At 56.7% G+C, this 23109-nt stretch carries 24 protein-coding genes, 2 pseudogenes and 2 riboswitches; of the genes and pseudogenes, 7 read left to right on the forward strand and 19 right to left on the reverse strand.

The features are described from left to right. The first annotated feature begins 236 nt into the window (after positions 1-236). A complete protein-coding gene (locus tag PY793_RS13120) occupies positions 237-1337 on the forward strand; it encodes a replication initiator protein A (protein WP_338332646.1) in 1101 nt (366 codons plus the stop codon). A 62-nt stretch (positions 1338-1399) separates the two neighbouring features. Here PY793_RS13120 and PY793_RS13125 read toward each other — a convergent pair whose 3' ends face one another. The 11 genes and pseudogenes from PY793_RS13125 to crcB form a co-directional block, all read right to left on the reverse strand. Then, positions 1400-1675, reverse strand: coding sequence for a ribbon-helix-helix domain-containing protein (locus PY793_RS13125; protein WP_275178462.1), 276 nt, complete (start codon positions 1673-1675; stop codon positions 1400-1402). Further along, positions 1672-2325, reverse strand: a complete 654-nt coding sequence (gene parA, locus PY793_RS13130; RefSeq protein ID WP_275178463.1) for a ParA family partition ATPase — start codon at positions 2323-2325, stop codon at positions 1672-1674. Before parA ends, PY793_RS13125 begins: the two co-directional genes overlap by 4 nt. Positions 2326-2433: 108 nt before the next feature. Beyond that, a pseudogene (locus PY793_RS13135) lies at positions 2434-2730 on the reverse strand (recombinase family protein); the annotation flags it as partial. Positions 2731-2809: 79 nt separating this feature from the next. After that, positions 2810-3576, reverse strand: a protein-coding gene (locus PY793_RS13140) for an IS5 family transposase (RefSeq protein ID WP_275178464.1) whose coding sequence is annotated in 2 segments (ribosomal slippage) — positions 2810-3249 and positions 3249-3576 — 768 coding nt in all. Because the reading frame shifts where the segments join, the coding sequence is not laid out codon by codon here. Between the two features lie 30 nt (positions 3577-3606). Beyond that, positions 3607-4716 (reverse strand): TQO small subunit DoxD, encoded by a 1110-nt coding sequence (locus tag PY793_RS13145; RefSeq protein WP_011251529.1) that lies wholly within the window; start codon positions 4714-4716, stop codon positions 3607-3609. A 12-nt stretch (positions 4717-4728) separates the two neighbouring features. Next, positions 4729-5733 carry a substrate-binding domain-containing protein gene (locus tag PY793_RS13150; RefSeq protein WP_010510929.1) on the reverse strand — a complete coding sequence of 335 codons (1005 nt, stop codon included), beginning with the start codon at positions 5731-5733 and terminating at the stop codon, positions 4729-4731. Positions 5734-5771: 38 nt separating this feature from the next. Further along, entirely contained in the window at positions 5772-6569 is a 798-nt protein-coding gene (tetH, locus tag PY793_RS13155) for a thiosulfate dehydrogenase (protein WP_010516738.1), read from the reverse strand. A gap of 142 nt (positions 6570-6711) precedes the next feature. Next, positions 6712-6918, reverse strand: coding sequence for a hypothetical protein (locus PY793_RS13160; protein WP_231098615.1), 207 nt, complete (start codon positions 6916-6918; stop codon positions 6712-6714). Positions 6919-7059: 141 nt separating this feature from the next. Beyond that, positions 7060-7296, reverse strand: coding sequence for a hypothetical protein (locus tag PY793_RS13165; protein WP_231875120.1), 237 nt, complete (start codon positions 7294-7296; stop codon positions 7060-7062). A gap of 205 nt (positions 7297-7501) precedes the next feature. Continuing rightward, positions 7502-7939: an EamA family transporter gene (locus PY793_RS13170; protein WP_019092212.1), complete on the reverse strand. Its 438-nt coding sequence runs from the start codon at positions 7937-7939 to the stop codon at positions 7502-7504. Positions 7940-7958: 19 nt separating this feature from the next. Next, complete coding sequence (crcB, locus tag PY793_RS13175) at positions 7959-8393, reverse strand: fluoride efflux transporter CrcB (protein ID WP_010510921.1); 435 nt, start codon at positions 8391-8393, stop codon at positions 7959-7961. An 80-nt stretch (positions 8394-8473) separates the two neighbouring features. After that, positions 8474-8539, reverse strand: a riboswitch (Fluoride riboswitch). 177 nt (positions 8540-8716) lie between these two features. Beyond that, positions 8717-8777: riboswitch (Fluoride riboswitch) on the forward strand. A 72-nt stretch (positions 8778-8849) separates the two neighbouring features. Between crcB and PY793_RS13180 the strand changes: the two genes are divergently transcribed. Continuing rightward, positions 8850-9659 carry a universal stress protein gene (locus PY793_RS13180; protein WP_010516727.1) on the forward strand — a complete coding sequence of 270 codons (810 nt, stop codon included), beginning with the start codon at positions 8850-8852 and terminating at the stop codon, positions 9657-9659. A 60-nt stretch (positions 9660-9719) separates the two neighbouring features. Here the strand turns inward: PY793_RS13180 and PY793_RS13185 are convergent, their stop codons facing one another. The 6 genes from PY793_RS13185 to PY793_RS13210 all read right to left on the reverse strand — a co-directional run bounded on the left by PY793_RS13185 (position 9720) and on the right by PY793_RS13210 (position 15011). Beyond that, complete coding sequence (locus PY793_RS13185; protein WP_275178465.1) at positions 9720-10259, reverse strand: thioredoxin domain-containing protein; 540 nt, start codon at positions 10257-10259, stop codon at positions 9720-9722. A 315-nt stretch (positions 10260-10574) separates the two neighbouring features. After that, positions 10575-11696 (reverse strand): TDT family transporter, encoded by a 1122-nt coding sequence (locus PY793_RS13190; protein WP_010516726.1) that lies wholly within the window; start codon positions 11694-11696, stop codon positions 10575-10577. Next, complete coding sequence (locus PY793_RS13195) at positions 11693-12589, reverse strand: LysR family transcriptional regulator (protein ID WP_010510913.1); 897 nt, start codon at positions 12587-12589, stop codon at positions 11693-11695. The genes PY793_RS13190 and PY793_RS13195 overlap by 4 nt, the downstream gene beginning before the upstream one ends. Further along, a complete protein-coding gene (locus PY793_RS13200) occupies positions 12586-12960 on the reverse strand; it encodes a YidH family protein (RefSeq protein ID WP_010516723.1) in 375 nt (124 codons plus the stop codon). The genes PY793_RS13195 and PY793_RS13200 overlap by 4 nt, the downstream gene beginning before the upstream one ends. Next, a complete protein-coding gene (locus PY793_RS13205; protein ID WP_010516722.1) occupies positions 12957-14282 on the reverse strand; it encodes an FAD/NAD(P)-binding protein in 1326 nt (441 codons plus the stop codon). The genes PY793_RS13200 and PY793_RS13205 overlap by 4 nt, the downstream gene beginning before the upstream one ends. Positions 14283-14417: 135 nt before the next feature. Further along, positions 14418-15011, reverse strand: coding sequence for a recombinase family protein (locus PY793_RS13210; RefSeq protein ID WP_019092210.1), 594 nt, complete (start codon positions 15009-15011; stop codon positions 14418-14420). 156 nt (positions 15012-15167) lie between these two features. Between PY793_RS13210 and PY793_RS13215 the strand changes: the two genes are divergently transcribed. Further along, positions 15168-18125, forward strand: a complete 2958-nt coding sequence (locus PY793_RS13215; protein WP_011251522.1) for a Tn3 family transposase — start codon at positions 15168-15170, stop codon at positions 18123-18125. 65 nt (positions 18126-18190) lie between these two features. Here the strand turns inward: PY793_RS13215 and PY793_RS13220 are convergent. Beyond that, positions 18191-18499, reverse strand: a pseudogene (locus PY793_RS13220) (recombinase family protein); the annotation flags it as partial. Positions 18500-18761: 262 nt separating this feature from the next. Between PY793_RS13220 and PY793_RS13225 the strand changes: the two are divergent. The 4 genes from PY793_RS13225 to PY793_RS13240 all read left to right on the forward strand — a co-directional run bounded on the left by PY793_RS13225 (position 18762) and on the right by PY793_RS13240 (position 22319). Continuing rightward, on the forward strand, positions 18762-19763 hold the full coding sequence (locus PY793_RS13225; RefSeq protein ID WP_275178466.1) for a hypothetical protein: 1002 nt from the start codon (positions 18762-18764) through the stop codon (positions 19761-19763). An 18-nt stretch (positions 19764-19781) separates the two neighbouring features. Further along, positions 19782-20612: a hypothetical protein gene (locus tag PY793_RS13230; RefSeq protein WP_275178467.1), complete on the forward strand. Its 831-nt coding sequence runs from the start codon at positions 19782-19784 to the stop codon at positions 20610-20612. A 24-nt stretch (positions 20613-20636) separates the two neighbouring features. Continuing rightward, positions 20637-21416, forward strand: coding sequence for a hypothetical protein (locus PY793_RS13235; RefSeq protein WP_275178468.1), 780 nt, complete (start codon positions 20637-20639; stop codon positions 21414-21416). A gap of 96 nt (positions 21417-21512) precedes the next feature. Further along, positions 21513-22319, forward strand: coding sequence for a hypothetical protein (locus tag PY793_RS13240; RefSeq protein ID WP_275178469.1), 807 nt, complete (start codon positions 21513-21515; stop codon positions 22317-22319). A 116-nt stretch (positions 22320-22435) separates the two neighbouring features. On the opposite strand, the gene PY793_RS13245 is transcribed toward PY793_RS13240, so the two are convergent. Further along, on the reverse strand, positions 22436-23107 hold the full coding sequence (locus PY793_RS13245) for a DUF6118 family protein (RefSeq protein ID WP_275178470.1): 672 nt from the start codon (positions 23105-23107) through the stop codon (positions 22436-22438). Positions 23108-23109: the final 2 nt, after the last annotated feature.

Consider the following 23109-nt stretch of genomic DNA (forward strand, 5'->3'; position numbering starts at 1 on the left):
GTTACGGTTTTTCAGAGACAAAATAACACATTGAATAATAACAATTTTATTGTCTGATTCTATTGTCTTGTGAATCCACTATGACGATAAACTGAATCCACTATGACGATAAACTGAATCCACTATGACGATAGCAAGCATGCGTAATTGAAATGACGATAAGCTCGAATTGAATCTAAAATGACGATAATCGGCTTGCGTATGTGAAGTGACGATAATAGTTATTTGTAATTGAAATGACGATAGAATCTTCTCCTTCCTTGTTCGACATTGCGCCTTCTCTGGCTGTGGAAGGTGATGATCGCACGCCCCTCCTTCCAGTCCGCCATCCAAATCAGGATCTATTCATCTGTGACGTGCTCGATGCCATTCCCAAAGATGATATGGCGTCAATGGAGCATCCAGTTTTTTCGCTCTCGACCAAGCCAGATAATCGGATGCGACGCTATGAACATAATGGGAATATCATAGAGATCATCCCGTCTGGCAAAGGGCTGGCAACGATTCATGACAAGGATATCTTAATCTACTGCATCTCTCAGCTCGTTGCGAAAATGAATCACGGCGAACAACCAAGCCGAACGCTCCGCCTTCAAGCTTATGACATGCTGGTCGCTACCAATCGTCAAACCAGCGGAGCAGGTTATAGGCTACTGACCGACGCGTTGACACGCTTGCGCGGAACAACCGTGCGAACCAACATTCAAACAGGCGGCATTGAAGAAACGCGAATTTTCGGTTTGATCGAAGAAGCTAGAATCACTCGTAAGACGTTTGACGGCCGAATGCTTGATCTTGAAATCACTCTGTCAGATTGGGTCTATCGTTCAGTCATCAGCAAGAATGTCCTAACGCTTCACCGAGACTATTTCCGACTTCGCAAACCGTTTGAACGACGCATGTACGAGCTAGCCCGCAAACACTGCGGTATGAAAGATGAATGGAAGATCGGATTAGAGCTACTACAAAAAAAATGTGGCTCAAATAGCCCGCTTCGCGTCTTTCGATCCTTGGTTAAGAAAGTTTGTGCGCATGACACCAGCCATGCTCATTTTCCTGACTATGCCATCACAATGGCCGACGACATCATTCTATTTCGCAACCGTTTGAGCCTTAAAACAAAGGCCGACGTTATTGTCCCTGTCAGAGATGCCCCCTACATTGATCCCGAAACCATGCATGACGCTAAAACCGTTGCACCAGGATATGACATTTATGCCCTCCATGACGAATGGGTTTCATGGTGGCACGACATGGGGAAACCCGAGCTTAAAAGCCCTGCTGGAGCCTTTATTGGCTTTTGCAAAAAACGGCACGAACGCAGCCCAATACGCTGATTCCAGAATCATGCTGGCAAATGTACATGCGTGCATGCAAACATGAACTTAGGTAAACCTACCTACTTGCCTACAGGACTTTCTCCCATCTTGCGTAGCCAATCGTTAAACGCGTCGGCCATCGCGTCCTGTAAACTCATCCCATGCTTTCTGGCGGTCATATGCATGGCAAACGACATTTCCGGGCTAAAATAGCCCGTCATGGCTTTCTTGCCTTGACGGCTCGGTGCAACCGACTTGTTGTCTGTGGCAGAAACCTTGCTTTCTGATGTGGCTACAGCCGACGATATTGCGGAATCACGATCCCGCAACGACAGTAGAGACCCCTTCCGGCTCATGCACTAGCTCTCCGCTTGCTCGATGATTGCATGTTTACATGTTTACATACCCACTTGTAAAGCAGCCTTACCTCATCAGACGCCTTGCCTTTTGGCTCTATTTCCATTGCAGTTTTCCCTTCCGCCGCCGCATGACGAAAAACTGCACGATCAGCGATAATATGTGGACATGCGTTCAGCCCGTAGCTTTCTACGAGTTGTGTGGCCTCCTCATACATACGTGGAGCAGTCGGGCTTCCTGCTGTAAAAACGACGAAGGCTGGTTTGCCACGCATTTTTATAAGGCTGGCAGTAGTTTTGATTGCTGCCAGATCGAATGCACTCGGCCGACATGGAATTAACACTAAATCGGCGACTTCAACGGCAGCACTAGCCGCACTATCAGCGTGAGGTGGGGTATCAATCACGATGAATTCAGCGCCTTGGCTCATGGCCTGTTCGATCTTAGCCGCGAGGCGCGGCGGAGCACTGTCAATCACAACCGGCGGAGCATCCTTACGCCATGCGGCCCATTGGCTCGCGGTTGCCTGTGGGTCCACATCAATCACCAATGCCGTATGGCCAGTATTCTCAGCAGCAGCTGCCAGATGCAAAGCCAGAGTGGTTTTTCCAGCCCCACCCTTCTGACTGATAATCGCTATTGTTGGCATGTGAACGTCCTTACATGACCGCATGTTTGCATGCGGTCATACGCGATAACCTACTAGACCGGCAATAGAGAATGACAAAAAACAACCCATATTCAACGGCCGATAAACTCACCTTTCCCTATGCACAATGGCAGCAACTGTGTTCTTGCTAATCCCCAGATCGCGGGCGATCCACCGATAACTCCGCTTTTCCGCCACCAGCGCCAGAACCTTCGGAGCCAGACGGTCAGACTTCGGCCGCTCTCCTTTCTGTCGGCCGAGAACCTTCCCACGCGCCCTGGCAGCAGCCAGACCAGACTTCACCCGCTCGCTGATCAGATCCCGCTCGAACTCTGCAATCCCGGCCAGAACCGTCGCCAGCATTCGTCCATGTGGTGTCGCCATGTCGAACATCATCCCCGTCATGGGTTGACTACACGAAAGTGCATTTAACGTACGTTTAGAGAGAACGTTAAACGAACTATCATGTAAGGTTTAGGGCCTGTTAGGTCTTGAGGCGATCTGCTGTTGCGGCGATGCAGATAACGGCCATGAAGGACGTAGCGGTTTTCTCATACCGCGTGGCGACTGCTCTCCACTCCTTGAGACGTGCCCACAGATTTTCCACCAGATGTCGGTGCCGATAGGCCCATTTCGGGCAGGTTACTTGTGGCTCGTTGCGTTTTGTCGGGATGACCGGGCGTGAACCCCTGTCCCATAAGGCCTCTCGAAACTGGTTCGAGGCATAGCCCCGATCGCAAACGACATAGCGCGGGGCGTGCGGCAATGCGTCAAGGAGGGCCATGGCCGAGGGGAGTTCATGGGCCTGACCTGGCGTCAGGGTGAAAGACAGGGCCTTTCCATGCCCATCTGCGGCTACGCAGACCTTGCTGCCAAACCCTCCACGCGAGCGGCCAAGTGCTTCACGATCATTGCGGCGTTCTCTGAATCCCCCTTTTTGGCCGCTCCGGCGGCCTTGTGATGAGCCCGAATGTTTGTGCCGTCGAGGAAGACCATACCTAAAGCCGGATCTTGACCCTTCACCTGTTCAAACAGAGCCTGCCAGACGCCGAGCTTTGCCCAACGGATGAAGAGTTGGGCTGCCGTCCACCAGGGGCCGAGTTCAGCAGGAATTGAGCGCCATTTCGCGCCATTCTGATGGCGCCAGAAAATCGCCGACAGGGTCCGCCGCAGATCGCGAGGCGGGGTTTTGCCTTTTGGACGGACCGTCTCGATCAGAGGTTCCCCGACCGACGCCGCCGGAAGAACCAACGGCGCCAGTCTCCTGCCTTGCAGCAAGACTTATTTAGAAACACCAAGCGGTGCCGTGAATATACGCCCGTCGACATCCGTGAAGCGAATAACCGACCCGTTTGCCGGCGTATGGGCCTGCGTTAGCCACGGGAGGGTAATGGTCGCCTTCGCCCCCATCGGCGCACGGATACCGTAGGGCCCCGGGCCAAATTTGTTATAGGCGTAATCATTATCGAAGTTCTGCTTCGTCAGGGCTGACAGAACTTTGGCATCCCAGTGTTCTGCGATCACTTTGTCCGGCCCGATAACGGCTGCATCAACGATGTGCACGGGTGCTTCAGGCGTTCCTGCATCCAGATAGGCATGAACGCGAATACCGCCATCAGCGAGAACGACCGCATTGGACAGCGTCACGTGATGCTTCGTCGGGCTCACCGGCCCACTATGGAACGGCGTAACGACGGAACCGCGAAAATAGCTGTAGGTGCTGACGTTGTAGATCAGGACAAAGCCGAACAAAGCCAGCGTCAGGTTCCGGAATGGAATATCCGCCAGCGGAAGCGGAAGCGCGCCGCTCGCCCAACGAAACCAGGCGCTGTCTGCGAGACGCGGACGTCGGGCCAGCAACACATTGTCGAGGCTGAAAGCACTCGATCCGCCGAGCAGCAGGGTCGTTCCCATAGCCAGGTTACACGCGGCCATCGTCCATTCGTCGATGCAGGTCGCGCCCTGCCAGCCGAACATGGCCATCAGGATCACGGAAAAACCCATCGAGACGAGCGCGGACGCCCGGGTCATGAACCCTGCCATCAGCGCGGCACCGGCGATCAGCTCGGCGGCGCTGAAGACGATGACACCTGTGTAGAGGAGCCAGAAATGCTGCAACAGGAACGAGATGACGTGTTCAAAACCGAACAGCGCCCCAGGCATCGCGGTTTGAAATTTGTTGGCCATCCAGTTGTGGCCGCCCCAGGCGTCGAGCTTGGAAGGCGCATAGATGAAACGGCGCGACCCGCCGCCCCAGTAAATGAACCCCTGAATGACCCGCGTTGCCAGCAGTGCGAGGCCGCCGATGCGCCAGTTACGCTCGGCTTCGGTCAGGGGTCGGGCGGTGGCGCCAAAAACGGCGCGCTGCGCTGATGCGTGTGTGATACTCATGTTCGCCTCCATTTACTCGCTGTCGTGATCCGGCATGCTGCCGCCGTGATAGGCCTTGAAGCCGTAGCGTTCGAAAATCGCCAAGGCGGTTGGCGACTTGATGAAATCGAGCCAGAGCTTTGCGGCCTGAGGGTGCGCGGCTCCCTTCACCATCGCGCCCGCGTAGATCGCCGTGCTGTTCTGATCGGCGGGAATGTCCACATGGCTGATGGCGTGCCCGGTCTGTTCCTGGAAGATCGCTTCGGACTGCCATGTCACACCGGCGTCAGCGAGGCCCTGCATCAGGAATAACGGCGTTTGCCGATGATGAATATGCGTCAGGACCGTGCTGCCGTTGGCAATTTTCGTCTTGTAGACGGCGTTGGCCAAAGCTTTGCCGCCCGCCTTGTCCAGTGATGCCTCGATCTGGCGCGCGATGCCCTCGAATTCGGGATTGGGCATCGCAAGCCTGATGCCCGGGCGGCCGAGATCCTTCAAGGATTCGACGTGGCCGGGATTGTCTTTCGGAATCATGATCGTGAGCGTGTTCGTGACATAGGGCACGGCAGGCGCCGCCAGCAGGCCACTCTTGATATACTGATCGATCTTCTTGAGGCCCGCGAAATAGGCGTCGGGCTTGGCCGTCCACGTCATATTGCCGGAGGTGATCGTCCCGCCTGCTTCGATCTGGCGGATCAGCAATCCGGGCGGGATCGTCTCCCAATAGATCTTTCCGGAGAATTCGGGATGCTCATGCTCGAACGCCGAGACGAGCGGCGCCATGGCGAAGAAGTAGTTTCCCCCGACATACAGGACGAGGCTCGGATTCGTGATGTCGCCATGAAAATCGGCCAGAACATCGACTTCCGGGACGGTGAATTCGAAGCCGCGCCGTGTCGCGTCGTTGTTCTGGCCGTGCTGCCACGGCGGAAACACGTCTTCTGCGTAATGCGGGGTCTGCGCCTTGCCGTTCCATTGCACCGGATCGGCCAACGCCGCAGCAGTCGACAGCACGAAAGTCGCCGCAGCTGTGGCCAACAGGGTTTTTCTTATTCTTGAGGGTGTCATAGCCGTTCTCACTTCACGTAGCCGAAACCGGCATGTTGCAGTTCAGGGATCGTTGCCACGATGCCGGGGGTCAGGACGACGCCGTCGATCAGGTGATTGGTCAGTTCGGCGGCCATCTGCTCGTGTGACAGATGATCGGGATTGATACCTTTCTCGATCAGCTTGCCCGTCTGCTCCCAGATCGCGTTGTGGCAGGCCATGAACACGACGCCACGCTTCTGCAAAATCGGGATCGTGTTGCCTGCCGCTCCGAAAAGACCCTTCGGATCCTCGTGAGCCGACGCATCGAGAGCACCGTCTGGCGTTTTGATAAGCGTATTAAACGCAAAGGCCGGCCCGGCGAGCTTCGCCAGCTGATACTTGTCCCAGATTGTCTGGTCATAGAGGGCAAGGTGAGCGGAGCCATGCGTGGCCGACACCGCGAGAAAGTCCGGGTGTCTGAACGAAAACACCTGTGCGTTAACGGAATTGCGCATCAGGTTGAGCCAAGGGCTATCGATTGCTGTGTTGTCCCAGACCTGCTTCCGCTCGCCGCGATAGGCGATCACCAGATCAAGTGCCTGGGCGTCCCACATGAGCGGGTCGTCGAGCACCATCGGCACGGTCCTGAAATCGCGGCGGCGCGGGGATCTGGCCAGCTGCGAGGTCAGCACGGCAAGATTGCCGGTTCCGTCCGCATGGGACGAGGAAGATCGTGCTGCCAAGGCAGTGGAAGTGGTGGCGATCGTTGCGCCGGCGGTGGCCGCCATCAGACCCAGCAGGGCATGGCGCCGGTCGGCGCGAAGGTTTGAAGTCATGTCGTTCATAGTCGGTCTCCTTTGGAGAGCCTGATCATGCGCTTCTCTTGATCACCCGAACCAACTCATTTGAAAGCACGAAACGTTCGATTTTCTGTATTATTCGGCGATGTAACTTCGGTTATCGCCCCTGAAAGATCACCCCGGAGGTCTATTTCAGGCCGATGAAAACCCGCACAGCTCCACGATCGCTGGCGACACCGCCCCCGAGACCACCGCTTATTGTTACTGCCGGCTCCAGAATATGGTTAAAGCCGATATCAACGAAGCTCGACAGGCGTCGTTGCCTGGTTTGCTGCTGACGCACCACATCGGCGACCAGCGCAGTTCGAGGCCCTATCAGATGCGAGCCGACCATCCCGACCATCCATCGCTTCGGCCGTTCGTCAGGCCGAACCCTGAAGGATCGCGTCCAGGCGATTTCTATGCCGACCCTGGGCGCCTGCCTGGAACGGCCAAGCGATTTCGTCGCAACGAACTGGACGCTGTCGCGTGGTCCCTAATGGCCGCCCCCATAAGGCTCCTGGCGGATGAGCGATATCAGCATGGCCGGAACGTAGCGCCCCTGCTGGCGGAAGTTCCATTCCACTTCCGCGCCCGCCAGATTGCCATGAACACTTGACGCGTCGCCGAACTGACGCGCGGGCGCAAAGCTCAGTTCGATCCGGCCGGGCAGTCCCAGCTTGATGGCCGGACCACCCCGCGCGCTGTAGCGCCCGTCGCCGGCTATACTCACGCGCTCGGCCGTTTGCAGCGCGACATGTCCTGACGGCGTGACAAAGGCGTCCTTGAGCCTGACGGGTAAATTAGCGCTCAGACCCTGCGGATCGCCCTGCGCGTGCACCGGACCCATCAGGCACCAGGCAAACACGGCGCACAGGCACGCCCCCACAAACTCATTGGCCCTGTTGCGCAACAATGCGGCGTTATGGCCGCGGTGCCTAGCCCACGGCAACGAGAACAGCACCGAGGGCGATCAGGACAACCCCGCCCCAGCCTTTGGCGGACATATGTTCGCCCAAGACCAGGACGCCGAAAATCGCCACGAAAACGACACTCAGCTTGTCGACAGGCGCCACGCGCGCCGCATCGCCCAGCTTCAACGCGCGAAAATAGCATAGCCATGATGCTCCCGTGGCGAGACCCGACAGCATGAGGAAGAGGACCGTCCGCCCACCGATGGGGTCTAGCGCGCGCAGCTTGCCGGTGAGGGCAAGCAACGTTCCCAGCACGACGACGATGACGATCGTGCGCACGAAAGTTGCGATATCAGAATCAACCCCCTGAACGCCGAGCTTGGCGAGGATTGCCGTCATCGCCGCAAAGGCGGCTGATAACAGAGCCCATACCAACCAAGGGGGCACACCTGAGCCATTCATGATCATGATGCCCTATCGGTTAGGCGTCTTCTTCGGTTGCGGTCTGGGCGATGCGGATGGCGCCCGTGTTGAACCCGTCGGCCGTGATATGGCCCAGCGCCACGGCACCGATGCAGAGAATGACCGACGCGGCCACGTTCACGGACGCCCGCCCCCAGGCATCGTTACGGATCAGGTCGAGCGTCTGCAGGCTGAAGGATGAGAACGTCGTATAGCCGCCGCAGAGCCCGATCATCACGAAAAGACGCATGTTTTCCGACACCGGATAGCGCCCGTCCGCAAGGGTCAACGTGCCGAAGAAACCGATCACGAACGAGCCGAGCGCGTTGATGGGGAGGATCGTGCCCCATGGGATGAAGCGGCTGATCGGCATGGCCGCGACGGAAACCAGGTAACGCGCCAACGTGCCGAGAGCGCCTCCGACCATGACGATAAGACAGGTTGTAAACGACATGCCATTCCCTTTCTGCGCGAGTTCGGACGGAACCCGCTGTTTCGGGCGGCGAAATGCAGACGCACTCCCACCGCCATTGTGTCGCGGTAGGAGCCATCAGCCCTTGCGAGGGCGGTTGAAGGGGGAGCTCCATCCCCTTGTCGGGAGAGTTAACATAAAGCGGTCGCAGTGCGCTACTTCAGGGTGCCGCCGTCGGGGCATGGTTAATCCCGAGAAGAGCCGTTTCCTGTATTTGTGACCTGCCAGCCCTCCTTTTTTGTTGCTCGCCCTCACCGCCGGGCGCACATAATCCCGGTGACGCGCGAACAGCAGAATTTCGTCGTCCTGGACAAGGGGATGGGGTTCCCCTGAAACCGCCGCAAGGCTGATGACTCCTCTGTGCCGCAATCGGTACGAGGAGACATGTGCGCCTCTCTTCGTTCCGAAGGTCGTTTATCTTTGGAGTGGAGATCTATCATGCACATACTGGCCATTCTCGACCGGCCTGGGCCGGCGCTCCAGACCCTTCGCACCGTCGATAGCCTCATGGTGCGTTTGCAAGATTGCAAGGTGACGATCCTGCATCCGCGGCAGGAGACCAATCCGGACTTCCAGTCTGAGGACGAAGGCATCGAGACGCAGAGCGAACACGCCGAGTTCGAAAAGCGCGAACAGAATTTGAGTGGTACCTTGCGCGACATCACCGAGCGATGGATGACGACGCGCGCGGACACGGGCTCAGCACAATGGCTCCAGGCGATAGGCGACGTTCGCAGTATCGTCGCCGAACAAAGCCGGAAAGCCGATCTCGTGGTCGTCGGCAGACACATGCCAAGCGACCCCGACCGGACCAGAAAGACTCTCATGGCAGCACTTTTCGATGCCAACGCCGCCGTATTAATCGCTCCTGAGCATGCGCCCCGGACGATCGGCGTTCGTCCCGTCATTCTGTGGGAGCCGTCCCGGGCGTTGGATGCCGCACTATCGGCGGCATGGAAGTTGCTGCTGACTGCCGAACACGTGACCTTCCTGATCGGAGCGCTCCCTGATGAATGTATGCCTGATCCTGCCCGGCGGTTGATGGATGCCGGCATCAGTGTCGGTATCGATCGTTTTCGGATTGATGACGGTGAAGGGATCGCGCTTCGCGATCATGCACTGCGCGCAAATGCGGATATTCTCGTTATGGGCGCCTATACGCATCCGCGTTTCTTCGAAAGGCTTTTCGGAGGCGTGACCGAGGACATTCTTGCCCACGAGATGCTGCCATTGTTGATCCATCACTGAACATCGATGCCGATGCCGCGCTTGATATCCCAAGCGACTTCACGCGCGGCATTGAACAACTCAGTTCCCCATGTAAGGGTGATTAGCTCCGGGCGTGAGCGCCGTGTAGAGCTGGTCGCGAATATTGTCGAAGCCGATCGTCAGCCACCGGGCAGAGGCGCCGTCTGTGGCAATCTGTCCCGAGGTGCGGGTAATTTCTTTCGATCCGTCACACATGGCTGCGGTGACCTGAGTCAAACCGCCTTTCGGCCCGCCTTGGGCAAATTCCGTTTCGGCGGAGCAGAGTTCGTCCTTGGCGGGCAATCGCACGGCGTTGAGATACATCACGATACGACGGCTGTCTGCCGATGCCACGCCGTCCTGCGTCGGATAAAGGGCAGCCAGCGTCGCGTCTGTCTGACCCGGAACCGTTCCGATGAACTTGACGGGCAGGCTCTTGTAGTCCCACCACAGACGCGCCCGTTCATGCGAGGGATTGTTGCTGCTGGTGATTGCCGTTCCGCATCCGCCAAGCAGAGCCAGTCCCGTCAGGACGGAGGCGAGAGGCAGAACCTTCGATTTGCCAAAAATTTTCATGGAAGCCTGTTCCCGTGATCGCATTTCGGCGCATGATTTTTCGGAGGGGCAGAGACACTCTCCGGAATGCAAATCATTGCCTTTCGAGTTTCGCGGCCAGGACCGATTTCCCGCCTCGCTTCTCGTGAAGACTTTGATACGATCAGGGGACGAGGCTGAAAATTGAAACGTATCGCTTAGAACGTTCGATAAAATAGATTACCGGGTTGCTCTTTCACCCGGAAGGCCTCATTCGAGAAAAGCTCAGCGCCCTGCAACGCGTTTCTCAGGGTAATGCGCCGCAATGCGCTGGTTCATTGGATACACGGTCGACGAAATCAGGCCGTACGCCGATGCGCTCTACTCCGGGGTTGCGATGCAGGGAGAGACGAACAGATTTCCCGCCCACCCGCTGGCGAGCGTCTTGGCCGCGACGACCAGCCACATGATGGCGAGCATCACGCAGAACACCGTGCCCGCGACGCCGAAAAACCCGTAATCGAGCATCGCACCGAGCCGGAACGTTGCGACCGTGTAAACGCCCAACGGGAAGGTATAGCCCCACCAGCCGAGATTGAACGGGATGCCCGAGCGCCAGTAGCGCGCCGTGATCAGGCACGCCATCAACCACCACCACAGCCCGAAGCCCCACAACAGCAGCCCCGCCAAGACCCCCATGCCGTGGGCCGCGATGCCGATCTCCCGCGGGCCATGCAGCGCCATGATTGTAGGTGCGTCCCCACCCAACACCAGCATTCCGAGCGCGCCCGTGCCGATCGGTCCCAACGCCAGCCAGCATGACGCCGCCATGCTCTCATGCGGCAGTTTGTGCAGCGCCATGCGTAGCGTCAGGATCGTCAGGATGCCGAACGCGACCGGCACCGAATACGCCCAGAGGACATAGGACGTGAGCAGCACGGTGAACTGCGTGCCCGCATCCGCCAGATGCGGCGCGATCTGTCCCCCGGATGCCCCCGCCACTTCGGCCGCCACGACCGGTAGCAGCCAGATCGCCGTCATGCCTTCCAGACGATGCTCGTGCCGTGTGAACATCAGATACGGGATCAGCACCCCGCAGGCGATCGACATCGCCACGTCCAGCCACCACAGCGCATGGGCGATGCCCACGATGCCCTCACCGAACAACGAAATGCCGAACGCGATGCCGCCGTTGATGATTGTCGCCAGTCCCATCGGTATGGTGCCGAAGAACATCGATACCGTGCCATGCCCGAAGATCCGCCGCGCCTCGTGGCCGAACATCATCCACCGCGCGGCATAAAGCCCGGCGAACAGGGCAAACAGGGCGATGTTGAAAAGCCACAACGCTGTGCCGACGCCGTGGAGATACGAACCGGCGACGGGGATCTGCGGTAGCGCGAGGGCCAGGATACCCGTCCCCATGGTGGCAGCGAACCAGTTGGGCGTGAACTGGCGGATCATCTCGCGCGGATGGGCGAGGTTCTGCAGCGGCTTCGTCATGGCTTGTTCACTGTGACAGGGGCGCCCAGCAGGGCGAGAAAGGCAGTTTCCGCCGGCGACAGGCGGCGTTGCGGGTGGCGCAGCGCGCGGAACTGCCGGTCCGGCAGGTTCATGGGCACGGCGCATAGCAGCCCGGCCTCGATCCGGCCCGCCACCACGCTTGCCGAGAGCACGGCAGCAGCGGTCCCCGTCTCCACGGCGCTGGCCATCGCCTCGTTGGACGCGACCTCCAGCATCACGTCGAGATCGGCCGGATCGACGCCGAGGGCGTGGAGTGCGTGTTCGAACTCGATACGCGTGCCCGACCCGGCCTCGCGCAGAACCCACGGGCTGCGCGCGAGATCGCGGGTCGCGGGCGGAGTCGACGCCCATGGGTGATCGGGGGCCACGACCAGCAGCAGCTGATCCTGAGCGACGACATCGCTGTGCAAGTCCGGCGTCGGCAGATCGCCTTCCACCAGGCCAATCGACGCCTCGCCCGATTGCACCCCTGCCGCAATATCGCGTGTATTGGCGATCGTGACGTGTAGGCGAATGCCGGGATACGCGGCGCGGAACGCATTCAGACGCGCGGGCAGCCAGTAGCTCGCTATGGTATGGCTGGCATGCAGGCGCAGGCTGCCGTCGCGCAGGCCCGCGAGGTCGAACATCCGCTCGCGCGCGATGTTTGCGCGGTTCAGCACGGTGCGCGCTTCCTCAAGAAACAACCGACCGGCCGGTGTCAGTTCGATGCGGCGACCGATCCGGCTGAAGAAAGCAAGCTGGAATTCGCCCTCCAGTTGGGTCACGGCATGACTGACGGCGGATTGCGTCAGATTGAGGAATTCGGCGGCCCGGGTGATGTGCTCGCGCTCGGCGACAGCTGCGAAAATCCGAAGTTGTTCCAGCGTCATGACACTACCGCCCGGGTCAGGGCCACCAGCACGGCACAGCCAAGGGCACCAAGCGCAATCGTTAGCGCGCGCTCCATGCTAGGGCCGACCGAGTAATGCGTCGTATCCGCCGCGATTGCCGTACGCGTGGCTTGGAACCGCCGATACGCTGCGGCGAACAGAACAACGCCGAGCGCGACGAACACGACGCCCAGTTCGGCGGTGGCCCCATAAGGGCGCGGTGCGGCGGCATCGTGCTGGTCTGCCGCCAGACGCAGGAACAGGTCAAATTTCGCCAGTACGCCGCCGAAGGCCACAATGGCAAGCGCCGTGCGGAGCCAGGCGAGAAAGGTCCGCTCATTGGCCGCGTGATCGGTATAGCGCGGGATCATACGGCCTGCGCCAGCCGGTCGGCGACCTCACGGGCCTGCACGCGGATTTCCGGAATGGCAATGGACTCCAGCAGCACGCCGAGCCGCGCCGGGCCGATTGTAAACAGATCGTCCGCCACGTCGCCCTCCGCGTTGATGAGCGCACCGTCCGGCGTGCAGGACAGGCCCGCGCCCTTGAAACCAGGAACTATCTCACCCCGATTGAACAAATCGTGCAGCAAGGGCGCGTCTGCGCGTTGGTATTTCAGGCTGGGGCCGGTACAGTTGATGACGTGGGCGGCGGTGATCGTCATGTCGTCGCCGGCCCTGACGATCAGGCCATCTTCGCCGGTGCTGATTGCGGTCACGCGCCCGTCAAGCACGCGCAAGGTTCCGGCCTGACGCTCCTGGTCAAGGATATCTGCAATATGCGGAGCCATACGATGCCGCAGGATTTCCCAGCGCCGTAGCAAATGCCGCTGGAAACGGGATTTTTCGACATCCGGCAGCGCCAGCCACAGCGTGTTGATGACCGGACGCATGCTGTCCACCGCCGCCCGCCAGTCGGTGCCGCGTTTCAGTGCCGCATGGAAAGCGCGCAGGTAGGCGAGTGCGGTTGATGCTGTATTTCCGGGTGTAAAGACAGGTGCTGGCAGCTTCGTGTATGCCGCATGCCGTTCGGGAAACAGGCCGCGACGCGACAGGGCCGTCACCTGTCCGCGGTGGCCGTTCTCCCGCAGACGCAGCAGTACGTCGATCGTGGTCAGGCCGGTGCCGATCAGCGTCACCGCGTCATCGGGCGCAACGTTGGCCAATGCCCGTTCATCCCAGGCGTTGTGGTGATAGCGGCCGGTGTCGTCCAGTTCGCGCGGGATACCGGGCAGGCACGCCGGATCGAAATGCCCGGAAGCCAGCACGACCTGTCTGGCATATAGCACCTCCCCGTCAGCGAGTGTCACGGCAAAGCCGCCGTCGATCCGGTGACAACCGACGGCGCGCTGCCGGACGTGCTCAGGAGCTGCGATAGAATGCAGGTTGCGAAGATAAAGGCCATAGAGCGCGCGCGGTACGAACTCCCCGTCATCGATCGTGCCGGGCACGTTCTCGGCCAGCCAGCGCAAGAAGTGGTCGGGGTCGGCCGGGTCGGCGCTCATGCCCTTGGCCGGGACATTCAGGAGATTTTTCAATGACGGTGTTGAGTAAGCGAGCCCGAAGCCGGGACGGTCGGACGGATCGACCAGCGTCGCAGTCATACCGTAGCGGGTGGCGAGGTTCCACGCCGTCAGCGTGCCGCTTGCGCCCCCACCGATGATGACGATGTCGTGTTGATCGGGCTCGGTCATATCATAACTCTCCTGGATTGCGTGTCACCAGAATGATCCGAAGCTTCTGAACCATCCATGAGATTGTCTAGATTGGAACGTTCGAAACTATCGAACTGTCTCCCTGACCTTCGCATACAACATAATTGCCGCCAGTCATGCTTCCGTTGCAGGCACAGCAGCTAAACGCACAAGCGTTCGGTAAACCGTCGGCCGTGACACTGAAAAGACGGCGGCGAGATCGCTGATCGAGTAATCGCCGGTGTCGTACATCCGGCGCAGTTCCTTCTGCTGCCGCTCGGAGAGCTTGGGCTTCTTGCCGCGCAGTTTGCCCTTGGCACGGGCAACCGCCATGCCTTCGCGGGTTCGCATCCGGATCAGGTCGGCCTCGAACTCGGCGAATGTTGCGAGGATATTGAAGAAGAGCTTGCCCATCGGATCGGACGGGTCATGCACGCTGGCACCGAGCTGGAGGCGTACGCCCCTGGCGGCGAGGTCGTCTCCGATCGCTCGCGCGTCCGGCACCGATCGGGCCAGCCGATCGAGTTTTGGCACGACGAGGGTGTCACCGCGTCGCACAGCTGCCAGAGCCTGATCCAGGCCAGGGCGGGTCCGGGTCGTTCCGGTGAATCCCTTGTCAGTATAGATCCGTTCAGCGGCGATCCCGAGGTTGAGCAGGGTCTCACGCTGCACGGCGAGGTCCTGCTTGTCGGTCGAGCAGCGGGCGTAGCCAATCAGGACGTGCGTCATGGGAAATATTGTAACGTATAAGGACCCTTCATCGCAAAACATATCGTACTATCTATATGAGACTCTGTTCTTGGCCGTTTTCCATGGGTCATCTGGTCGGCCAGAGCGGGTCCGTTCAACGATCCTCTTGCGGACACATCAGGGAGAGAGACGAACATGGCGCGCCGTCGCCTGCTGACCCGCGAAGCGCTTGCGCGACATCTTGATCCTTCCGTCGATGAGCGCGAGATCACGCGACACTTCACGCTGGGCCCCGACGACCTCGACCTGATCGTAACCCGTCGTGGTGATACATCCCGGTTGGGCTTTGCGATGGTCATGCTCTACATGCGCTGGCCGGGACGCGTTCTGGAGGAACACGAAGCACCACCTGCTCCGATTTTGGCGTTCGTGGCACGGCAGCTCGATCTGTCACCCGGTATCTGGCAGCACTGTGCGCGTCGTGACGAAACGCGCCGGTCGCATCTGGCCGCTCTCATGCGGCGTCACAGCTACCGTGCCTTCGACCGGGTGGCGTTTCAGGATCTCACCCTCTTCGCGATGCCGATCGCGCAGAACGTGACGCAGCCATCCCGTCTGGCCGTGATCTTGATCGACGAGATGCGCCGCCGAAAGATCCTCCTGCCGTCGGTGACGGTGATCGAGGCGCTGGTGCGCCGCGCACGACAACAGGCAGATCAGCTTGTGCAGGATGTGCTGTCAGCCGACCTGACGCCCGATACCCGCTCTCGCCTGGACGGAATACTGGAGCGCCGCAGCGACCGCAGTGCCTCCTGGCTGTCGTGGCTGCGCAATCCGCCTCTGTCACCGGCATCGCGCAATGTGCTGCGTCTGCTGGAACGCCTTGATCATGTGAGGGCGTTGAAGCTGGACGCCTCGCGCGCCGCGACCATCCCGCGCATGGCGTTCGACCGCCTGAGTGACGAGGCCGCCCGGATCACCCCCCAGCATCTGGCCGAGCTTCCCGTCGGTCGACGCCATGCCATTCTGGTGGCGGGTGGGATCCGGTTCGAAGAGATACTGACTGATGCCGCGCTGACGATGATGGATAAGCTGCTCGGCAGCATGATGCGTCGCGCCGAAAACCGCACGCGCGACAAGGCGATCGTCACGGTGCGATCACTGCAGGCGCAACTGCGCCTGCTGATGGCCTCGTGCCGTCACCTGATCGAGGCGCGCGCCCGAGGCATTGATTCGCTGTCGGCCATCACGGCGATCGATTGGCCGCGTCTGGACGAAGCAATTGGCAAGGCTGAAACCTTGACGGCGCCGGAAACGGTCGACCGCACGGCTGAACTCATTGATCGGCACCGGTCCATTCGTCCGGCTATCGGGCCATTCCTCAACGCGTTCCAGTTTCGGGGTGGTCATGCCATGCAGGGGTTGCTGGAGGCGGTGCAGCTCATTGGCGATCTCTACCGCACCGGTAAACGTCGCTTGCCGGAAACGTGCCCGACCCGGTTCATCCCGCCGTCCTGGCGCGCCTTCGTCAGGCAGGATGGGGTGCTCGTGCGCCCAGCCTACGAGCTATGCGCTCTGATCCAGCTACGCGAGCGCCTGCGCGCTGGTGACGTCTGGCTGACGGAAAGCCGTCAGTACCGCGCCTTCGACAGCTATCTCTTGCCGGAGGCTACCTTTGCAGCGATGCGTACCCGTGGTCTGCTGCCCCTGGCGATCAACGGAACAGCCGAGGCCTTCCTCTCCCAACGGCGCGCCACGCTGGATACCGCGTTGATGCAAGTATCGGACTTGGCTCGACAGGGGAAACTGCCGCAGGTGCGCCTGGACGGAAGTGGCCTCGTGATTTCGCCGTTGAAAGCGATCACGCCCTCAGTCGTCGAGGATCTGCGGCGGGCTGCGTATAATCGGCTGCCACGGGTCAAGATCACCGATCTTCTGCTGGAGGTCGATTCCTGGACCGGCTTCACCGACTGTTTCACCCATCGGCGCTCCAGCCGTATCGCTGATGACAAGAACGCGCTGCTGACGGTGATCCTGGCGGACGGGATCAATCTCGGGCTGACTCGTATGGCCGATACCTGTCAGGGTGCTACCCTGCGCCAGCTGGCCCATCTGCATGACTGGCACATCAGCGAGACCGGCTATACCGAAGCGCTCGGCCGCCTCATCGAGGCGCATCGCACCGTGCCGCTGGCGGCATTGTGGGGCGACGGCACATCATCGTCGAGCGACGGACAGCAGTTTCTTGCCGGTGGCCGGGGTGCTGCGATCAGCGACATCAACGCGCGTAACGGCAGTGAACCGGGCGTGAGTTTCTACACCCATGTCTCCGATCAGTATGATCCGTTTGCGACCCGGGTAATTGCCGCAACGGCCGGGGAAGCGCCGTATGTGCTGGACGGCCTGTTGTATCACGCGACCGGTGTATCGATCGAGGAACACTATACCGATACGGGCGGCGCCTCGGATCATGTCTTCGGGCTGATGCCGTTTTTCGGCTATCGGTTCGCACCCCGACTGCGGGATCTGAAAGAGCGCAAGCTGCATCTGCTGCCCGGCCAGATCCCGGGTGATCTTTTGGGCGGCATGACCGGTGATCCGATTGCGGCCGATCATGTCGCGGTGCACTGGAACGACGTTCTGCGTCTGACAACGTCCATTCGCAGCGGTACCGTGGCGGCCTCGGCCATGCTGCGCAAACTCGCATCCTATCCCCGGCAAAACGGTCTGGCGGTCGCCTTGCGCGAAATCGGCCGGATAGAGCGCTCGATCTTTATGCTCGACTGGATGCGGGATCTGGATTTGCGCCGACGGACCCAGGCCGGTCTCAACAAGGGCGAGGCCCGCAATGCGCTCGCCCGGGCGCTGTTCTTCAACCAGTTAGGTGAATTGCGGGACCGGCGTTTTGAAAATCAGGCCTACCGCGCATCGGGCCTGAACCTGCTGGTCGCGGCAATCATTCTCTGGAACACGCGCTATCTGCAAGCCGCCATCCAGTCACTCGGCATTCCCGATGATCTGGCGCGGCATATCGCGCCGCTCGGCTGGGAGCATATCTCCCTGACGGGCGACTATCGGTGGAACGTCGAGGAACAACCGGAAACCGGAAAGCTGCGGCCGCTCCGGATGCCTGCTTCCTTGCTGGCTGCATGACTTCGAACGGGATGTTCTTCAGGCGTTCACCCTAAGCGTACGTAAAACGCACTTTCGTGTAGTCAGCCCGTCATGGCGATCAGGGAAACACGATAGTTCTCCAGCTCCTGAAGCGTGGAGATGAGATCAATGGTTGAGCGCCCCCAGCGGGACAGCTCCGTCACCAGAATGGCGTCAATTTCACGGGCCTGGGCCAGTGCCATGACCTTTCGACGCTCGGCCCGATCCACCCGAACGCCAGAGCCGGTCTCCATGAAAACGTCCAGCACTTCATAGCCCGCGCGTTCAGCAAACCGCTTCAGCTCGTCCTTCTGGCGCACGCAGGACTGATCGGCCGTGGAAACCCGGCAATAGATGACCGCGCGCTGTCCCATTTGAACCCTCCCGGAAAAACCACCATGCAGACCTTGATACACCGTGGCTCCGGGTTGTCCCAATATGACTATAGTCTATTCAGTACAATAATTGAGTGATTCTGTGTTTATCGATCTCGACAAAAAGGAAAATTCTCTCGATCGCAAGCGGTACCGACATAAAGTCAAAGACATTCAACCATAAAATAACCACCAGTTATTAACCTTTTTATTACCATTTTGAGTGTGTTGTTAAACAGTTTTACAGAAACGGATGGAAACGATGACGTTGGTTAATTCATTGATGTTAGCAAACGATACTATCGTTTCATCCCACACGATCGAGACTACAACAGAGACGGGAAACAACACGAGCAGCAGGCAATCGGCAACACCTACCGATACGATCACGCTGTCGGCAGAGGCAACAGCAGCCTTGGCGAGCACATCATCAACGTCGAAAACCGATCCGCAAGTGTCTTACTATGCGCAGTTTTTCCCGACCCGCGATGGTGGAGGTACCGTTTTCGCTGAGAACGTGATCGACCCGGCAGCGACAACGATCTCGACAGGCCTCAGTGCATCAGGGATTGCACAGGCCGCGCGCAAGAACATGGATGCCGAATACAGTGCCATGACGGCCAGCGGCCAGCCTTTCAATTACGATAGCGCGAATGGCACCGACTGGTACACACTGATGTCCGGCTTGGATAGAACTGCCCTCTCTGCTGTGTCATCTAATCAGGATGGCCTGTTTTCTACAAAAGAACAGGGCATGGCCCAATACATCATGCTTCAGCAAGAACATTTCGCGATGGGAAATTACGCCGGTCCGACATATCTTGAAGCTAAATTCGTTGCCAGAACCGTCAGCAGGCAGGGCTACTCGGACGATTTTAGTCAGGCAGTAATTTCTCAACGGACGAATATTACGCAGCAAAATGTTTCATGGATAAAGAACCTTAGTCTCTACTTGGACAAGGCGAGCTCCTATGAAAAAAGTACCGTTGAATGGGCTTTCGATCGTGCGTCGGCGCAAACTGCTTATGGGATCGCCATGGAGGCTGCCAATCAACCTGAAGATCCGAAATATCTCAGCAGTTTCTCCATTGTCGGGATGCTGAGTGAGTTAATGAAAAATGGTCAGAAGCAGCATCTTATGAACCATCCCACTGTCATGAATATTTCAGACCTTCTGAATGAAGAGTGGGCCAAGGGACATGAAGCCGCGATCCAGGCGGCGCTGAAGAAGACCCGCACGGAACTCGGATACGCGCAGAACTGAGGGGCAGGAAAGCAAACCATGTACGTTTCAGCGACAAAGGCTGGTGCCATCATTGATAGCCTGTCGACGAGGGAGAAGAACAAAGAGGGAAGCAACACGTTCCTGACGTCTGATCAGCCAGTTTCAGTTGAACCTGGCCACACCGAGACTGAATCTGTTTCGATTGCGCTGTCTCAGGCAGCTGTCGACGCTTTGAACGGTAATGTCTCACAGAACACCCCGGCTTCCTTGCAACTCGCCATGTCCCGCATGGACCAGATTATCCGGTCCGGCAACAGCGCCGCAAAAGCCGATGCTGGAGTGCGCGTCGAAAACCTCAAGGCGCAAATGAGGCAGTTGATGGAGATGAAAGCCTTTATGTCTCCCAAGGCATTAGCTGCGGCAATGGCACAAATGGCCCGTGAATTGGCCGCCGCCGTCAGTGAATATGTCCAAAATGGTGGAGCGACAGCTAACGCGGCAATTGGCACCGTCTTACTTTCCACACCGACCAGCATATCTGACGATACGCAAACCGAAACCTCTTCAACGATCAGTCAAACTGCTCAAACCACCGTGTCTGAACAGAACGACACAGATATCCAGCAGACAGATCAACCAACTACCGCCGATAATTCCAGTAGCGTGACAGGGCAGACGACCACAGAAGGCAAGACCAGAATATCCAGAATATCAGGAGATGATAGTGACCTTTTCGAGAAAGATGTTCAAAGTCTAGCAGATCAAATCAAAGCTATTCTTCAGGAAAGCCGTAACCGTCTGAAAAAAATGAATATTTCATCAGATAGTGACATTCAAAACGCACAGGATGCACTCGACACAGTTAATCAATTGATATCAAAAATATAATTTAAACTACATACGAGGATCACCATGACAGCTCTTGGTTCAACAGATTATCTTTACTTGTACAATGGACGTACAGAAATTAATATATCAAATTCCTCTTCCATAGAGTCTCAAAACTTATCTCAAGATAATACCGGTTCACATATACTGTCAGAGGATGTTATCTCTCTATCAGAAGATGCACAAATTTTCATAACCTCAAATAATACCTCTGCCGTTCTTCCTGACGAAACTCAATCTCTCAAAGCAAAAATCGACCAGCAGTTTCAAGACGTTGAAAACAATGGGTCTTTTATTACATTTGATACCTCGAAAGGAGGGCAATTATTTAACTGGTCATCTTTTACCGATGAAGAATTAGCTCAAGTAACACTCAACAAAAACGGTTCCTTTTCAAAAGATATCTCTATTGATGCCTCTGGAGCACTTTCTGCACGTGTTGCACACTCCTTAAATGGGCTTGATGATCATGGAGGTTTAGATCTTGGTGAAAAGACTCTTTTTTCTCATATGGGAGCCGATGTCCGTGCAGCTCTAAACTGGACAGCCGCAGACGATGCCGCTTGCGACAGAATGATAGCATGGGATCAGAAAAATTATGGTTATGATGCCTCAAGTCCTGCTTTCATCTTGGGATACCTTGCGGCTAAAAGCCAGCAAGGCGCTGCAAGCTTTTCTTCCAGTAAAGGCGGGATAGAAAGCCTCTTAATCTACTACAGGAAAGAAGATCTCAAACAGTCTTCCGAAACATCAAACGAAAAAGAAAAAAATAAATATTCGTCTATTTACGATAATAGCTTATAATGCATAAAAAATTATATTATTTAGCAATTGTGCAATTAATACTTTTATTTCGCACCATTTCTTTATAATATGTAATAATACGCTTTGGAGATAAAAATGGTTGCCATCGGGTCATTAGACTATCTTTATTTGTTCAAAGATCAATCAGAAATAAACATTAACAAAAGCACATTATACGCGTCTTCAGAATATTCTAAATCAACAAAGTCAGAGAGTTCATCATCCCAAGATATTGTTGATCTATCTGAAACTGCGAAAATTATTATTCAAAACCAAAATACTTCATCTGTGCACGCTGATGAAACGCCGTTACTAAAAGAAAAAATTGACGAACAATACAAACAAGCAGAAAAAGATGGAACTTTTATTAATACAGATACAGATACAGGTGGTAAATTATTAGATTGGTCATCATTTACTGACGAAGATTTAGCACAAATATCCCTTGATAAACACAATCTATTTTCAAAAGATATAAAAAATGATGCTCTCGGCGCCTTATATGCTAGAATATCTGTCTCCATAACAGCATCTTCTGGTGGAGATATTACACGTCAATTAGAATCCGAGTATGTTTTATTTGGACAGTTGGGAGATGATGTTAAAGCTGCCATTGGTGAAACCGATTTAGGACATGCCGCACTAGGTCGTATCATTGCGTGGGAATACAAAGTCGGCAATCTAACCGATTTATCTTCTGATTTACGATCAGTGATGAATGGTCTTGCCCACAACGCGCAGAAAGGAGGAGTAAGTCTGCACTCTTCAAAAGGGGGAATTGAAAATCTTCTCATCTATTACAAGAGAGAGGAACTAAAATATTCTTCCAACACACCAAACGTAACAGAAAAAAATAAAAATTTGTCATCATACGAATATACATCACAAATAACAGAAGAATAACACTATTTATTATTTAGCAATGGTGCAGTTAATATTTTTTAAATCGTACCATTGCTTTTAATTTTTAATTTATACTGATGTGCGCATTCATATTCCTCAAAAAATATCCCTATCACTTACTGAACATCAGGCTTGACGATAATCTCACAGGATTTTGGTTGTCCTGCCTGTGTCGCGGCAAGCTGACAATCATGAAGCTTTTGCCGGTTGTCCTTTGCCAGTTGATCTTCCCATACAAAACTGTTCCATTGCTCCGGTCGTGCATCACTCATCATAACCTGAGCAGAATCCCATCTATTCCCTCCCCCGATGATCAATGACGCCACACGCTGATTAAAATACATCCAGGTCGCGCTGCGAAACAGGATTGGAGCAATCCCCACCCCAAATAAAAACGCGGCGGTTGCAACAAAAATCAGGAAATATAATTGCTCTTTGCGTTTTTTAGACTGACCTATGATGAAAGCCAATTTCTTTCGCTCGTTCTGAACGTCTCCAATCGCCGCCTGAAAAGCACTTTCCAGTCTCCGACTAGCCGCTAGACCTTCCTCCCGTATCCCCTGCCCATAGGCTTGAGGCGTCATCTTCAGCGTTGGATTGGCCTCAATCGCCCCCATCCGCGTTCCGACCGCATTCATCGCCTTCACAACACGAGCTAAATCCTCGGTATAATCTGGCGACCGGTTATCCCGCCACGCCTGCGGCAACGCTTCCACGCTGCGCCGGAGCACCGTCATTTCGGCACACAAATCCTCAAACGCACGCGCCGCCGGATCTGTCTCACTCATAA

Source organism: Acetobacter fabarum (genome assembly GCF_029069195.1).
Lineage (GTDB): Bacteria > Pseudomonadota > Alphaproteobacteria > Acetobacterales > Acetobacteraceae > Acetobacter > Acetobacter fabarum_A.

Bases quoted from the DNA above. Each gene is read 5' to 3' on its own strand.
- PY793_RS13240 (WP_275178469.1), top strand. From the start codon at position 21,513: ATGGTTGCCATCGGGTCATTAGACTATCTTTATTTGTTCAAAGATCAA.
- PY793_RS13125 (WP_275178462.1), bottom strand. From the start codon at position 1,675: ATGAGCCGGAAGGGGTCTCTACTGTCGTTGCGGGATCGTGATTCCGCA.
- PY793_RS13145 (WP_011251529.1), bottom strand. From the start codon at position 4,716: ATGAGTATCACACACGCATCAGCGCAGCGCGCCGTTTTTGGCGCCACC.
- PY793_RS13200 (WP_010516723.1), bottom strand. From the start codon at position 12,960: ATGATCCCGCGCTATACCGATCACGCGGCCAATGAGCGGACCTTTCTC.
- PY793_RS13205 (WP_010516722.1), bottom strand. From the start codon at position 14,282: ATGACCGAGCCCGATCAACACGACATCGTCATCATCGGTGGGGGCGCA.
- PY793_RS13170 (WP_019092212.1), bottom strand. From the start codon at position 7,939: ATGAATGGCTCAGGTGTGCCCCCTTGGTTGGTATGGGCTCTGTTATCA.
- PY793_RS13245 (WP_275178470.1), bottom strand. From the start codon at position 23,107: ATGAGTGAGACAGATCCGGCGGCGCGTGCGTTTGAGGATTTGTGTGCC.
- PY793_RS13215 (WP_011251522.1), top strand. From the start codon at position 15,168: ATGGCGCGCCGTCGCCTGCTGACCCGCGAAGCGCTTGCGCGACATCTT.
- PY793_RS13210 (WP_019092210.1), bottom strand. From the start codon at position 15,011: ATGACGCACGTCCTGATTGGCTACGCCCGCTGCTCGACCGACAAGCAG.
- PY793_RS13225 (WP_275178466.1), top strand. From the start codon at position 18,762: ATGACGTTGGTTAATTCATTGATGTTAGCAAACGATACTATCGTTTCA.
- PY793_RS13190 (WP_010516726.1), bottom strand. From the start codon at position 11,696: ATGACGAAGCCGCTGCAGAACCTCGCCCATCCGCGCGAGATGATCCGC.
- PY793_RS13235 (WP_275178468.1), top strand. From the start codon at position 20,637: ATGACAGCTCTTGGTTCAACAGATTATCTTTACTTGTACAATGGACGT.
- PY793_RS13195 (WP_010510913.1), bottom strand. From the start codon at position 12,589: ATGACGCTGGAACAACTTCGGATTTTCGCAGCTGTCGCCGAGCGCGAG.
- PY793_RS13230 (WP_275178467.1), top strand. From the start codon at position 19,782: ATGTACGTTTCAGCGACAAAGGCTGGTGCCATCATTGATAGCCTGTCG.
- PY793_RS13160 (WP_231098615.1), bottom strand. From the start codon at position 6,918: ATGGTCGGCTCGCATCTGATAGGGCCTCGAACTGCGCTGGTCGCCGAT.
- tetH (WP_010516738.1), bottom strand. From the start codon at position 6,569: ATGAACGACATGACTTCAAACCTTCGCGCCGACCGGCGCCATGCCCTG.
- PY793_RS13120 (WP_338332646.1), top strand. From the start codon at position 237: ATGACGATAGAATCTTCTCCTTCCTTGTTCGACATTGCGCCTTCTCTG.
- PY793_RS13180 (WP_010516727.1), top strand. From the start codon at position 8,850: ATGCACATACTGGCCATTCTCGACCGGCCTGGGCCGGCGCTCCAGACC.
- crcB (WP_010510921.1), bottom strand. From the start codon at position 8,393: ATGTCGTTTACAACCTGTCTTATCGTCATGGTCGGAGGCGCTCTCGGC.
- parA (WP_275178463.1), bottom strand. From the start codon at position 2,325: ATGCCAACAATAGCGATTATCAGTCAGAAGGGTGGGGCTGGAAAAACC.
- PY793_RS13185 (WP_275178465.1), bottom strand. From the start codon at position 10,259: ATGCGATCACGGGAACAGGCTTCCATGAAAATTTTTGGCAAATCGAAG.